The following is a 12,966-nucleotide window of genomic DNA, read 5'->3' as shown; positions in this document are numbered from 1 at the left end:
AGGCGCCATGCATCTTGACATTTCCGGCCTGGCGCAGCCTTCTGCGCCCACGCTGGTGCTCTCTGCCGGTCTGGGCGGGCTGGGCAGCTTCTGGCAGCCACAGCTCGCCGAACTGCGCAAGGCGTACCGCGTGGTAACTTACGATCAGCGCGGCACCGGACGCAGCCCGGATACGCTGCCCGCTGGCTACAGCATGCGCGATATGGCCGAAGAGCTGGCCTCGGCGCTGGCGGCGCGCGACATCGTCCGCTTCGACATTATAGGCCACGCGCTGGGCGGCATGGTGGCGATGCAGCTGGCGCTCGACTACCCCGAACGCGTGGCGCGGCTGGCGGTCGTTAACGGCTGGCTGCGGCTTGACGCCCATACCCGCCGCTGCTTTCAGGTTCGTCAGGATCTGCTGCTGAACGTCGGCGTGGAAGCTTACGTTCGCGCGCAGCCGCTGTTTCTCTATCCTGCCGACTGGCTGGCGGAAAACGAAGCGCGTATCGAAGCGGAAGACGCGCTGCATAACGCACATTTTCAGGGTACTGAAAATTTGCTTCGCCGCCTGCACGCGCTGATGAGCTGCGACTTTACGCAACAGGCCGGGCAGATTACCCAGCCAGCGCTGCTGATCTGTTCGCAGGACGATCTGCTGGTGCCGTCGATCTGCTCGCGAAAACTGTACGAGGCGCTGCCAAACGCCACGCTGGAGGCGATGCCTCGCGGCGGTCATGCCATGAGCGTGACGGAAAGCGCCGCCTTTAACGCCCTTTTACTGACCTGGCTGGACGAAACCGCGCCCGCCCACTTTTCCCCGGAGCCGCTATGGCAGAAGCCCTGAATTCCACCGCGCTGGCGACGCTGTTCACCGCCGCGCGCACCTACAATGGCTGGCAGGATCGTCCCGTCAGCGACCAGCAGCTTGCTGAACTTTATGATTTGATCAAGATGGGGCCGACCTCGGCCAACTGTAGCCCGGCCCGCTTCTGTTTTGTGCGTAGCGCGGAAGGCAAAGCGAAGCTGAAGCCTGCCCTTCCCAGCGGCAATCTGGAAAAAACCCTGACCGCGCCGGTGACGGCTATCGTCGCCTGGGATCCGGCTTTTTACGAGCAGCTACCCACGCTATTTCCTCATGCCGACGCCAAAGCCTGGTTTACCAGCAGCCCGGCGCTGGCGGAGGAGACGGCCTTTCGCAACAGTTCGCTTCAGGCGGCTTATCTGATTAGCGCCTGCCGCGCGCTCGGTCTGGATACCGGCCCGATGTCCGGCTTTGACCGGGCGATGGTTGATACCACCTTCTTCGCCGACAGCGGCTGGAAAAGTAATTTATTAGTCAATATCGGCTATGGCGACGCGAGCAAAGTCTATGCGCGGCTGCCAAGACTGGCTTTTGCCGATGCCTGCACGCTTGTATAAGGGGAAAATTATGTCTGTGGATACGTTAATGCCTGAAGTCGTGTCGGGCGTGGAAAAACAGTCGTTTCGCAACGCAATGGCGCGCCTGGGCGCGGCGGTCAACATCATTACTACCGACGGCCCTGCGGGACGCGCCGGTTTTACCGCTTCCGCCGTTTGCAGCGTGACCGATTCGCCGCCGACGCTGCTGGTGTGCCTGAATCGCTCCGCCTCCGTTTATGAGGTTTTCAACGCTAACCGCCAGCTTTGCGTTAATACGCTGGCCGCCGGACATGAGGAACTCTCCGGCCTGTTTGGCGGCAAAACGCCGATGGAGGCGCGCTTCCAGGCCGCCGACTGGTCAACCCTGACCACAGGTTCGCCGGTGCTTGCGGGCGCGGTAGCGTCGTTTGACTGTCACGTTACGCAAATCGCCAGCGTCGGTACGCACGACGTGTTGATCTGCGAAATCCACGCGCTGGTCTGCAACGACCAGACTCACGGCCTGATCTGGTTCGATCGCGGCTACCACCACCTGGCGCGGCGGGATGCCTGATCCCCGCTCCGGCGGCTACTGATTCACTTCTCTGGAGAAGACGATGGCTGATTCCTGGTTCCCCCAATGGCGGCAGTCGGTGTCCGCCACGGGCCTTGTGGCCCCTGATGAAACGCTGCCGCCGGGCCAGACGATTATTATGGGACTGCAGCACGCGGTCGCGATGTTTGGCGCCACGGTGCTGATGCCGCTGCTGATGGGGCTCGATCCCAACCTTTCGGTGATGATGTCCGGCATCGGCACCTTGCTGTTCTTTCTGATTACCGGCGGGCGCGTGCCCAGCTATCTTGGCTCCAGCGCCGCTTTTGTCGGCGTGGTGATCGCGGTCACCGGCTTTAACGGCCAGGGCGTCAATCAGCATCTTGGCGTCGCGCTGGGCGGCATTATCGCCTGTGGCCTGCTGTATACGCTTATCGGCGTGGTGGTGATGAAGGTCGGTACGCGCTGGATTGAGAAACTCATGCCGCCGGTGGTGACGGGCGCGGTGGTGATGGCGATCGGCCTGAACCTGGCGCCGATTGCGGTTCGCAGCGTCTCCTCTTCCATGTTCGACAGCTGGATAGCCGTGATGACCGTGATCTGCATTGGTCTGACGGCCGTCTTTACGCGCGGCATGGTGCAGCGGCTGCTGCTGCTGGTTGGGCTGATAGCGGCCTGGGCGATTTATGCGCTGCTGACCAACGGTTTCGGCCTGGGTAAACCGGTGGACTTCGGCCTTATCGCCAGCGCGCCCTGGTTCGGTCTGCCGACCACGACCGCGCCGATTTTTAACAGCCAGGCAATGTTTACCATCGCGCCGGTGGCGATCATTCTGGTAGCGGAAAACCTGGGGCATCTTAAAGCGGTTGCGGGCATGACAGGTAAAAACCTCGATCCGTGGATGGGCAGAGCCTTTGTCGGCGACGGGCTGGCGACCATGTTGTCAGGCGGCCTGGGCGGCAGCGGCGTGACCACCTATGCAGAAAATATCGGCGTGATGGCGGTGACGAAAGTCTATTCGACGCTGGTGTTTGTGGCGGCGGCGGTTATCGCCACTCTGCTGGGCTTTTCGCCCAAGTTCGGCGCGCTGATCCATACCATTCCCGCGCCCGTGATCGGCGGCGCGTCTATCGTAGTATTCGGCCTGATTGCCGTGGCCGGCGCGCGTATCTGGGTGCAGAATAACGTCGATTTGGGCCAGAACGGCAATCTGATTATGGTTGCCGTTACGCTGGTGCTGGGCGCAGGCGATTTTGCGCTGAAAATTGGCAGCTTTACCATGGGCGGGATCGGCACGGCGACCTTCGGCGCCATCATCCTTAACGCTATTCTCAGCCGACGCCGCGCCGCCGCGCTGAACGATGTGGCAAGGCAGCAAAGCTAGCTTTGTCTCTCAGCGGGCGAAGGCCGCTTCGCCCGCTTTTTCAGCTTGAGCTCGCTAATCAGCACGCCAGCGACAATCAGCGCGCCGCCGAGTAGCGCAACGCCAGGCAACCGCTCGCCCGCCACCCTTCCAACAATGCCCGCCCAAACCGGTTCACCCGCGTAGATAACCGTAGCGCGAGTAGGCGAAACGCTGCGCTGTGCCCAGTTCATGGTGACCTGAATCAATGCGCTGGCCGCGCCCAGCCCCAGCGCGCTATACCATAAATAAGGTGAAGAAGGCGGAATCGCTTCGCCGTTGGGCGCCATCAGCATAAAGGAAAAAAGCGAGGCCGCTGCCAGCTGCACAACGGTGACTCTTTTGACGTCCACTTTGCCCGCGCTGGCGCTGATTAAAATAATTTCGCCTGCGATAGCCAGCGTGCTGAGCAGCGTCGCCGTTTCCCCGGCGCTGAACGAAAGCGAGCCGCTTTTCGGCCCGGCAAGCAGCATCAGGCCGCTAAACGCCAGCACGATACCGACCCAGGCCATCACGCCCGGCATGCGCCGCAGAAAAAGCCACTGCAGCAGCGGCACCAGCGGCACATACAGGGCGGTGATAAAGGCTGACTGGCTGCTCTCGATGGTTTGCATTCCCCAGGTTTGCAGGCCGTAGCCGCCGCTGATAGCGACGCCGATAGCCGCTCCGGCCCTGCATTCCGCCAGCGTCAGGCCGCGCAGCGACTTCCGCGCAACCAGGGCCAACAGCAGCGCCGCCGTGGCAAAACGCAGGCCAACGAAAAAGAAAGGGCCGCTGACGGTCATGGCATGGTGCACGGCCAAAAAGGTGCCGCCCCAGACCATGGTAATCAGCATCAGCACCAGCTCCTGCGAGCTGAGGGAAAATTTGTAGCGGGAAAGGAAAGACATAGCGCGCTCGTATAAATTTTTGGCGCAGTGTGGCAAGGGTTGTTGTGGGAATCAATCAGAAAAAGTTAAACGACGATCACGCCGCCGGGTGGCCCCGGCGGCGTAAGGATGGACTAACCGGATGTCTTGTCACGACTGCCCCGGCTGTTGCGTCCTCCTTTTTCCCCGGCCTGTGAAGCGCGCTGCGGGTCATTTTTAAAATTACCGCCGCTGGCCTTGCCGCCTTTACGGCCTGCTTCTGATGCTCTTTTACGGTCTTCAGCGAAATTTCCAGATCCACCACGATGTTCTGCCATTTCTTACCTCCGAATAGTTAAGCCATCATACTGCATTCATACGGTGAGCCTGTGGCTTCACCCTGGCGACGGTGGCCGCTCTTTCTGTGCACCGTCCCGTTATTAAGCATAGATTATCGACGCGAAGCGCGAATTATTTTATCAAAAAGCAGGTTTACCAGGCGCTTTTACGGCTAAAAATTGCTGAAAATCATATTATTAAATCTAATATTTATTTTAAGCATTTTCTGGAATGTACCCGTTTTTATCCCTCGCTTTTTGCGTTTCTGCAAGCTGGAGCAGCCTCATCTATACTTTTCTATCGAACGCTGTTTAAAACCACCTACTCAGGGAGTGAACGATGGCTAAAATTTTAGTGCTTTACTATTCGATGTACGGACATGTGGAAACCATGGCGAAGGCGGTAGCAGAAGGTGCACGACGCGTCAGCGGCGCGGAAGTGACTCTGAAACGCGTGCCTGAAACCATGAACGCTGAGCGTTTTGCTCAGGTCGGCGGCAAAACCGATCAGGATGCGGCCGAAGCCACGCCGGACGAACTGCCGCAGTACGACGCTATTCTGTTCGGCACGCCGACGCGCTTTGGCAATATGTCCGGACAAATGCGCACCTTCCTTGACCGCACCGGCGGCCTTTGGGCATCCGGCGCCCTGTTCGGCAAAATCGCCAGCGTTTTCGCTTCTACCGGCACCGGCGGCGGCCAGGAACAGACGATTACCTCAACCTGGACTACACTTGCTCATCACGGCATGGTTATCGTACCTATTGGGTACGGTGCGAAAGAGCTGTTTGATATTTCACAGGTTCGTGGCGGCACGCCCTACGGCGCCACCACGTTCGCTGGCGGTGACGGCTCGCGTCAGCCCAGCGAAGATGAACTGAATATTGCCCGCTATCAGGGTGAATATGTCGCCGGACTGGCGGTAAAACTGAACGGATAACCTCAACTCACAGGAGAACAGTATGGCTACGCAACAATCTAAAGAACATCGAGTGGGAGAATGGGCAAGTATTCGTTCCACCTCGCCTGAAATTGCCGAAGCCATTTTTGAAGTGGCGAACTACGATGAGAAGCTCGCCGAGGGGATTTGGGAGCAACAGGGTAATGATGAAGTTCTGATCCGCGCGTTTGAAAAAACCGATCAGGACGTGCTGACCTGGGATAACGTCCCGGTCGAGCGTAAAAACGTCTAACCTCCACTGCGACGAAACAGCAGTGCATTCTGCTGTTTCGTCGCGTTGCACAGCACAAACTGACACCCTCCCGCCTTGTTAAATCAATAAATCCTCTACTACGCTTATTCTCACCATTTAGCCTGACGGCCTTGAGAAGGAGCCACCATGTCCTATAAAACCATCAATCCTGCCAATAACGAACTGATTAAATCCTGGCCGGAGCATGACGATCGGCAGGTGGAAGCCGCGCTGAAAACCGCCGACGACCTTTATCATTCGTCCTGGTCCAAAGGCCCAATCCAGCCGCGCCTTCAGGTGCTGGCAAAGCTGGCCGATCTGATCGACAGCCGCGTGGACGAACTGGCAAAAACCGCCAGTATTGAAATGGGTAAACTGATTGAGCAGAGCCGTGGCGAAGTGCAGCTTTGTGCGAAGATTGCTCGCTACTATGCGGAAAACGCTGAGCGTTTCCTTGCCCCAACCTCTTATCCCACCGATCTGGGCGAAGCCTGGGTGGAAAATCACCCAATCGGCGTGCTGGTGGCCGTAGAGCCGTGGAACTTCCCTTACTATCAGCTGATGCGCGTGCTGGCGCCTAACCTTGCTGCCGGTAACCCGGTGCTGGCGAAACATGCCGCCAACGTGCCGCATTGCGCCACGCTGTTTGAAGAGCTGGTAACGGAAGCCGGCGCGCCAAAAGGCGCCTGGACTAACCTTTTCGTCAGCAACGATCAGATCGCCTCGCTGATTGCTGACGATCGCGTTCAGGGTGCGGCCCTGACCGGTTCCGAGCGCGCAGGCAGCGCCGTAGCGCAGCAGGCCGGTAAATACCTGAAAAAAACCACGCTGGAGCTGGGCGGCAACGACGTCTTCGTAGTGCTGGACGACTGCGATTTGGATAAAGCCGTGAAGGCTGGCGTTGGCGCGCGTCTGAGCAACTGCGGCCAGGTTTGCACCGCCGCTAAACGCTTTATCGTGCAGGAAAAAGTGGCCGATGCCTTTATCGAAAAATTCACTCAGGCCTTCCGCGAAGTGAAGATCGGCGATCCGCTGGATAAAAGCACCACGCTTGGCCCACTCTCTTCCGCCAGCGCGCGCGATACGCTGGTTAAGCAGGTAGAGAACGCGGTAGCCAAAGGCGCGAAGCTGCATCTGGGCGGCAAGGCGGTAGAAGGCGAAGGCTGTTTCTATGAGCCGACAATCCTTTCCGGCATTACCCGCGACAACCCGGCTTACTTTGAAGAGTTTTTCGGCCCGGTTGCGCAAATCTATGTGGTAAAAGATGACGAGGAAGTGGTGAAACTGGCCAACGATTCGCATTACGGCCTTGGCGGCTCGGTCTTTACCAGCAATATCGAGCGCGGCAAAACCCTGGCCTCGCGCATTGAAACCGGTATGGTTTATATCAACTCCGCCAGCGATACCGCACCAGAACTGCCGTTTGGCGGCGTGAAACGCTCAGGCTACGGCCGCGAGCTTTCCGATCTGGGGATCAAAGAGTTTGTAAACCAGAAACTGGTTGTGGTCAGCAAAGGCTGATCGCCAGACGTAAAAAAGGCCGACAGCGTCGGCCTGAAATCAGGTTCTGACAGAGCATGATAAGACCGGCAATCAGCCGGTCTTTTTTTCGCCCGCCGTCAGGAAGATTTGTTTTCCGTCTGCGCTGCCGGAGCCGCTTTGTCGTCCGCAGGCTTGCTGGCGGTATCGGCCGCGTTGTTATCCACCGGCGCGGCATTAGCTGACGCCTTTTCGGCATCAGCTTTATCAGCAGCGGCTTTATTGGCCGCAGCTTTCTCCTCAGCGGCCTGTTTTGCCGCGGCGTTGTCCGCTGCGGCTTTGTCAGACGCCTGCTTTGCTGCCGCTTTATCAGCAGCCGCTTTATCGGCGGCGGCCTTATCCGCTGCGGCTTTCTCCGCCGAGGCTTTCGCTTTCGCGGCTTTGTCCGCTGCAGCTTTATCAGCAGCGGCCTTATCGGCGGCCGCTTTGTCGCTGGCGGCTTTCTCCTGCGCGGCTTTTTCATTCGCTACTTTTTCGGCCGCGGCTTTATCCGCCTCGGCTTTGTCCGCTGCCGCTTTATCCGCAGAGACTTTGGCCTGCGCCGCTTTTTCGGCCGCCGCTTTATCCGATGCTGCTTTATCGGCTGCGGCCTTATCGCTGGCGGCGGTTGCCTGGGCTGCCGCCATCGGCGTACCGGCAATGGCTTTATTCAATACCTGAGTAAACTGATCCCACGGGCAAAAGCCGTTGGCATCGGTCTTACAGCCGTTCATCTCAAGCGTCACGCGTTTTGGCGGCGTATCCAGAGAAAGTGGCGTCGCGTCGCGCAGCTGATCGCTGCTCTGGTAAACGTATTCCACCTTCACCAGCTCCTGATTGTTTTTCTTGTCGTGCCAGCGCTGGAACTGGATCATACCGCCGATTGGCGTACGTTCAAACTGGCCGGGCAGCGTGTAGGCTTTAAAATCCAGCGCGCTCAGCAGCGAAGCGATATTGGAATCGTGCCCCACCATCAGGGTCACCTTTGGCGCACTGGCTTTATCTTCATCCACCAGCAGGCTGCGGATATAGTCGACCAGCGGCGCCGCTACGTCGCGCGCCACTTGCGGCGAGGTAAACAGCGTATCCTGATAGCCATTTTTGATCGCCGACAGCTCTTTCCACTGCTCAGGGGTTTTAATCTGTCCCCAGGCGACCTGGTCGGTCGGCAGACCTTCATAATATTGCAGGGTAAAGGCGTCAACCAGCGAGTTGCCCACCTTCAATGGGCCGCTTACCGTTGGCTCTTTACCGTTTTCCGCAAAGAATTTGTTCTGGTTAGTGCTGCTCAGGTCGCACTGTTTTTTGCCATCGCAGGCCGGCGAGTTTTTATAATCAATGATTTTTTCCAGCCGCTGGAACGCTGGCTTCAGCGTCAGCTTTTCGGCGGTGCTGTTCATCGCGGTCAGCGCCTGCTGGTTAAAGGCTTCGCTGCCGTCGGTAATAATCGGATTAAAGACGGGATCCATGGTTCCCATTTCATCCTGATGGGAAACCGCGACGTCGCAGCCGGGGAAAGCGCCGGTAATAAAGTACTGTGCCGTAGCAACGGTACGCTGCAGGCTATTGGCATAAGCGTAAATTTCATCGCTGCCCGGACACTGGTCCTGTTTGATCAACCCTTGCTGCGCCAGCCACTCGCGGGTATAGCGTCCCATATAAACTTCCAGCACGCCGCCTTTCGTCGTGAGCTGGCCGCCCGGTACGTCCCACTGCGGCCACTTCTTCTTCGTCGACTGCGCCAGCACGCTGCCGTTGTCGGCCAGCGGCGCCCGAAGATTATGGCGGCTCATCATTAACACCTGTTCAAGCTGATAGTTATCGTCGGCGGCGAAAGCGGAGAGGCTGGTCAGAGCCGAGCAGACCGCCAGCGCGCAAAGACTATACTTTTTAATCATGTGTTTTTTCCATTGATCCAAGGGTAAATCACCCGGCCAGCAAAGCGATACGTCCGGCAAAAGGCGGGCGTCGGAAAAGCTCGCCGCCGCACGGCAAAATGGGGCCGGGACCGGGCATTATTCGTGTTGAGAATATAGCAGACTATCGCCTTTGCCGTTACGGCGCATCAGGAGATTGAAAAGAAACGGGATGTTTTTCGTAAGCAGGATAATCGTCCGGCAGAACAGGGCCAGTGAGCAGGTAGAAAATAAAAAGCAGAAAGCAGAAAGCAGAAAGCAGAAAGCAGAAAGCAGGAAGCAGAAAGCAGGAAGCAAAACGGGCCGGCAATTGCCGACCCGTTAAATTTGATGGCGGAGGAGGAGAGATTCGAACTCTCGAACGGTTTCCCGTCGCCGGTTTTCAAGACCGGTGCCTTCAGCCACTCGGCCACCCCTCCGCACTTTTACCATCTGCACCTGAAGTGCATCTGATGGCGCGCAGTATAGGGGAAAGCCCAAAGGCTGCCAAGCATTTTTTTAGCTATTTTGTTGAATTTATGCGCTTTTATACATCTTTTTTTTGGTTGCTCAGGAAATGCGCCGCAGTGGTTCAAAAAGCCGCCAACAACGGGCCTGGAATAGCTAACAGCGATGCCGTAATAAGATAAGGTAGTTGAGAGTGGTTGAGTGGTTGAGTAGTTGAGTGGTTGAGTAGTTGGGCTGTTGGGCTGTTGGGCTGTTGGGCTGTTGGGCTGTTGGGCTGTTGGGCTGTTGGGCTGTTGGGGAAGCAGGGATCCTAAATCAGGCAGCTATGCCATATCACGCGCAAAGCAAAACGGGCCAGCTTTCGCTGACCCGTTGAATTTGATGGCGGAGGAGGAGAGATTCGAACTCTCGAACGGTTTCCCGTCGCCGGTTTTCAAGACCGGTGCCTTCAGCCACTCGGCCACCCCTCCGCAATGACCCGAACTATAAACATCCTCCGCGCCGATGTAAAGCAGGGCCTGATTCAACTGCCGCAAAAACAGCCAGTTTTGGTTTTTTTGTTGTTATTAGCGCCAGCCTGCTCACAGAAACGCCGCCTTAACGAGTAAAGAAGGGTAAAACGTCTTCCCCCCTTCAGGCGCGGTCCTTATTCTCACTGCAATCTAATGACCTTAAGAGGCATTTCTATGGATCGCATCGTTACTCATACCAGGCAAAGCTCGCTGCTTGCCACGCATAAAGTTTTGCGTAACACCTATTTTCTGCTAGGGCTGACGCTGGCTTTTTCAGCGGTCACCGCCACGCTCAGCACCGTCTTCGCCCTGCCCGCGCCGGGCTTAATCATTATGCTGGCTGGCTTTTATGGCCTGATGTTTCTGACCTACCGCCTGGCGGACAGCCCAACCGGCATTCTGGCTGCCTTCGCTTTTACCGGCTTTCTCGGCTACTGCCTGGGGCCGATGCTGAATACCCTGCTGTCGGCGGGCATGGGCGATGTTATCGGCCTGGCGCTCGGCGGCACCGCGCTGGTGTTCTTCTGCTGTTCAGCCTACGTGCTGACCACACGCAAGGATATGTCGTTCCTGGGCGGCATGATGATGGCCGGTTTTGTGGTGCTGCTGGTGGCCGTTCTGGCTAATCTGTTTTTGCAGATCCCTGCCCTGCATCTGGCGATTAGCGTGATGTTCGTACTGTTTTCTTCAGGCGCTATCCTGTGGGAAACCAGCAATATTATCCATGGCGGCGAAACCAACTATATTCGCGCCACCGTCAGCCTGTATGTTTCCATCTACAACATTTTTGTCAGCCTGCTGAGTATCCTTGGTATGTCCCGCAGCAACTGATGCGCTGAACAAAGACAACAAGCCCCGCAGCGCGGGGCTTTTTTTTGCTCATCCGCGCCGGAAAATTTTTGGTAAACTGCATCCCGGTTATCAATACAGAGGCAAAACGGTGTTTTTTGACGGTAAAGAAATTTCGCGCGACGCGCAGGGGTATCTGACTAAAACTTCGGACTGGAGCGAGGCGCTGGCTCCGCTGTTGGCGGAGGAAGAAGGCATTGAGCTGAGCGAAGCCCACTGGGAAGTCGTGCGCTTTGTACGGGAGTTCTATCTGGAATTTAATACTTCTCCAGCCGTGCGCATGCTTGTTAAAGCCATGGCGAAAAAATATGGCGAAGAGAAAGGCAACAGCCGCTACCTGTTCCGCCTTTTCCCTAAGGGCCCGGCAAAACAGGCAACTAAAATTGCCGGCCTGCCTAAACCGGCTAAATGCCTGTAGCGGCGGTCTTTATCCGGTGGTGAAACCCGCAGGCTGCTCCTGAAGCGCACAGGGTTCCGTCAGCACTTTGTCGACCCTGGCCGAACGCGGCCCGCCCGCCTTCAGCCAGGCAATCAGCGCCTCGACCTCTTTTTCCTCCCCACAGGCCAGTACCTCCACACTGCCATCGTCAAGATTGCGGGCATAGCCATTCAGCCCGCGCGCGCGGGCTTCGTGCTGGGTTGTATAGCGAAATCCCACGCCCTGTACGCTGCCGTGGACCCACGCTCGTTTACAGATTGCCGTCATATTTCCCCCTGAAGAGACAGTTTGCTTTTTGTGGCCAGGCACCGGACAATGACGCCTGTTTTTCTGACTGTAAGCATAGCAAATATGACCGTTCGTTTGATTCTCGCTAAAGGACGTGAAAAGTCCTTACTCCGCCGCCATCCCTGGGTTTTCTCCGGTGCCGTAGCCCGTATGGAAGGCAAAGCCCAGTCGGGCGAAACCATTGACGTTTGCGACAGCCAGGGTAAATGGCTGGCCCGCGCCGCCTGGTCGCCCGCTTCGCAAATCCGCGCCCGCGTCTGGAGCTGGGAACAGGATGAAGCGATCGATATCGCTTTCTTTACCCGCCGTTTGCAGGCAGCTCAGCAGCTGCGCGACTGGCTGGCGGAGCGCGACGATCTCGACAGCTATCGCCTGATAGCCGGCGAGTCTGACGGCCTGCCGGGCATCACCATCGATCGCTTTGGCAATTTCCTGGTGCTGCAGCTGCTTTCCGCCGGTGCCGAATACCAGCGCGCCGCCCTGATTACCGCACTACAGCACTGCTATCCGCAATGCGCCATCTACGATCGCTCTGACGTATCGGTACGTAAAAAAGAGGGTCTTGAGCTGACGCAGGGCGTGGTGCTGGGCGAAACGCCGCCTGAACTGCTGCCGATTACCGAACACGGTATGAAACTACTGGTCGATATTCAGACCGGCCATAAAACCGGCTACTACCTCGACCAGCGCGACAGCCGGCTGGCTACGCGCCGCTACGCAAAAGATCGCCGCGTGCTGAACTGCTTCTCCTATACCGGCGGCTTTGCCGTTTCGGCACTGATGGGCGGCTGCCAGCAGGTGATCAGCGTCGATACCTCACAGGCGGCGCTGGATGTGGCTCGCCAGAACGTAGAGCTGAACGGTCTGGATCTCAGCAAAGCGGAGTTTCTGCGCGATGACGTATTTAAATTGCTGCGTCGCTATCGCGAAAGCGGAGAAAAATTCGATCTAATCGTGATGGATCCGCCAAAGTTTGTTGAGAATAAAAACCAGCTGGCCGGCGCCTGCCGTGGCTATAAAGATATCAACATGCTGGCAATGCAGCTGCTAAATCCTGGCGGGATGTTGATGACGTTCTCCTGCTCCGGCCTGATGCCTACCGAGCTGTTCCAGAAAATTATTGCTGATGCTGCGCTCGATGCACAGCGTGATGTACAATTTATAGAACAGTTCAGGCAGGCAGCCGATCACCCGGTGATCGCCAGCTATCCGGAAGGTCTCTATCTGAAAGGATTTGCCTGCCGCGTGCTGTGACTTGAAAACGCTAACGCTGCCCCCATAAAGGATGACAGGGTTATGTT

Annotated in this window: 14 protein-coding genes and 2 tRNA genes; 10 read left to right on the top strand and 6 right to left on the bottom strand. The window is 57.3% G+C overall.

Annotated elements, in window-relative coordinates:
• Positions 1–7 precede the first annotated feature (7 nt).
• The 4 genes from rutD to rutG are packed head-to-tail and all read left to right on the top strand — an operon-like array spanning position 8 to position 3,299.
• Positions 8–826: a pyrimidine utilization protein D gene (rutD, locus tag ACVWZ0_RS08525; protein WP_253454655.1), complete on the top strand. Its 819-nt coding sequence runs from the start codon at positions 8–10 to the stop codon at positions 824–826.
• The gene (locus ACVWZ0_RS08520; RefSeq protein ID WP_253454656.1) at positions 811–1,401 is read left to right on the top strand and encodes a malonic semialdehyde reductase; all 591 of its coding nucleotides are present in this window, start codon (positions 811–813) and stop codon (positions 1,399–1,401) included. The genes rutD and ACVWZ0_RS08520 overlap by 16 nt, the downstream gene beginning before the upstream one ends.
• Before the next feature lie 10 nt (positions 1,402–1,411).
• Positions 1,412–1,936, top strand: coding sequence for an NADH-dependent FMN reductase RutF (gene rutF, locus ACVWZ0_RS08515; RefSeq protein WP_253454657.1), 525 nt, complete (start codon positions 1,412–1,414; stop codon positions 1,934–1,936).
• A gap of 43 nt (positions 1,937–1,979) precedes the next feature.
• Positions 1,980–3,299: a pyrimidine utilization transport protein G gene (gene rutG, locus ACVWZ0_RS08510; protein WP_253454658.1), complete on the top strand. Its 1,320-nt coding sequence runs from the start codon at positions 1,980–1,982 to the stop codon at positions 3,297–3,299.
• Here the strand turns inward: rutG and ACVWZ0_RS08505 are convergent.
• A complete protein-coding gene (locus ACVWZ0_RS08505) occupies positions 3,296–4,207 on the bottom strand; it encodes a DMT family transporter (protein WP_253454659.1) in 912 nt (303 codons plus the stop codon). The two genes, rutG and ACVWZ0_RS08505, sit on opposite strands and share 4 nt — an antisense overlap.
• Before the next feature lie 113 nt (positions 4,208–4,320).
• The gene (locus tag ACVWZ0_RS08500) at positions 4,321–4,503 is read right to left on the bottom strand and encodes a con-10 family general stress protein (protein WP_125288670.1); all 183 of its coding nucleotides are present in this window, start codon (positions 4,501–4,503) and stop codon (positions 4,321–4,323) included.
• Positions 4,504–4,843: 340 nt separating this feature from the next.
• Here ACVWZ0_RS08500 and wrbA point away from each other — a divergent pair, with 340 nt between their 5' ends.
• The 3 genes from wrbA to ACVWZ0_RS08485 all read left to right on the top strand — a co-directional run bounded on the left by wrbA (position 4,844) and on the right by ACVWZ0_RS08485 (position 7,217).
• On the top strand, positions 4,844–5,443 hold the full coding sequence (wrbA, locus tag ACVWZ0_RS08495; RefSeq protein ID WP_253454660.1) for an NAD(P)H:quinone oxidoreductase: 600 nt from the start codon (positions 4,844–4,846) through the stop codon (positions 5,441–5,443).
• 22 nt (positions 5,444–5,465) lie between these two features.
• On the top strand, positions 5,466–5,696 hold the full coding sequence (locus ACVWZ0_RS08490; RefSeq protein ID WP_253454661.1) for a YccJ family protein: 231 nt from the start codon (positions 5,466–5,468) through the stop codon (positions 5,694–5,696).
• Positions 5,697–5,843: 147 nt separating this feature from the next.
• Positions 5,844–7,217, top strand: a complete 1,374-nt coding sequence (locus tag ACVWZ0_RS08485; protein WP_125288673.1) for an NAD-dependent succinate-semialdehyde dehydrogenase — start codon at positions 5,844–5,846, stop codon at positions 7,215–7,217.
• Positions 7,218–7,315: 98 nt separating this feature from the next.
• Here ACVWZ0_RS08485 and agp read toward each other — a convergent pair whose 3' ends face one another.
• The 3 genes from agp to ACVWZ0_RS08470 form a co-directional block, all read right to left on the bottom strand.
• The gene (gene agp / locus ACVWZ0_RS08480; protein ID WP_253454662.1) at positions 7,316–9,112 is read right to left on the bottom strand and encodes a bifunctional glucose-1-phosphatase/inositol phosphatase; all 1,797 of its coding nucleotides are present in this window, start codon (positions 9,110–9,112) and stop codon (positions 7,316–7,318) included.
• Between the two features lie 349 nt (positions 9,113–9,461).
• Positions 9,462–9,549 (bottom strand) — tRNA-Ser (locus ACVWZ0_RS08475).
• Positions 9,550–9,959: 410 nt separating this feature from the next.
• Positions 9,960–10,047: transfer RNA gene (locus tag ACVWZ0_RS08470), tRNA-Ser, on the bottom strand.
• 216 nt (positions 10,048–10,263) lie between these two features.
• On the opposite strand from ACVWZ0_RS08470, the gene yccA reads away from it, so the two are divergent.
• Positions 10,264–10,920 (top strand): FtsH protease modulator YccA, encoded by a 657-nt coding sequence (gene yccA, locus ACVWZ0_RS08465; protein ID WP_253454663.1) that lies wholly within the window; start codon positions 10,264–10,266, stop codon positions 10,918–10,920.
• A 109-nt stretch (positions 10,921–11,029) separates the two neighbouring features.
• Positions 11,030–11,356, top strand: a complete 327-nt coding sequence (gene tusE / locus ACVWZ0_RS08460; RefSeq protein ID WP_253454664.1) for a sulfurtransferase TusE — start codon at positions 11,030–11,032, stop codon at positions 11,354–11,356.
• A 9-nt stretch (positions 11,357–11,365) separates the two neighbouring features.
• Here tusE and yccX read toward each other — a convergent pair whose 3' ends face one another.
• On the bottom strand, positions 11,366–11,644 hold the full coding sequence (gene yccX / locus ACVWZ0_RS08455) for an acylphosphatase (RefSeq protein WP_125288677.1): 279 nt from the start codon (positions 11,642–11,644) through the stop codon (positions 11,366–11,368).
• Positions 11,645–11,728: 84 nt separating this feature from the next.
• On the opposite strand from yccX, the gene rlmI reads away from it, so the two are divergent.
• Positions 11,729–12,919 carry a 23S rRNA (cytosine(1962)-C(5))-methyltransferase RlmI gene (gene rlmI, locus ACVWZ0_RS08450; protein ID WP_253454665.1) on the top strand — a complete coding sequence of 397 codons (1,191 nt, stop codon included), beginning with the start codon at positions 11,729–11,731 and terminating at the stop codon, positions 12,917–12,919.
• Positions 12,920–12,966: the final 47 nt, after the last annotated feature.

Source organism: Erwinia sp. TECH1, from assembly GCF_054057575.1.
Note: the sequence above shows the minus strand (reverse complement) of the source record. Positions and strands in the feature narration are given on the sequence as shown.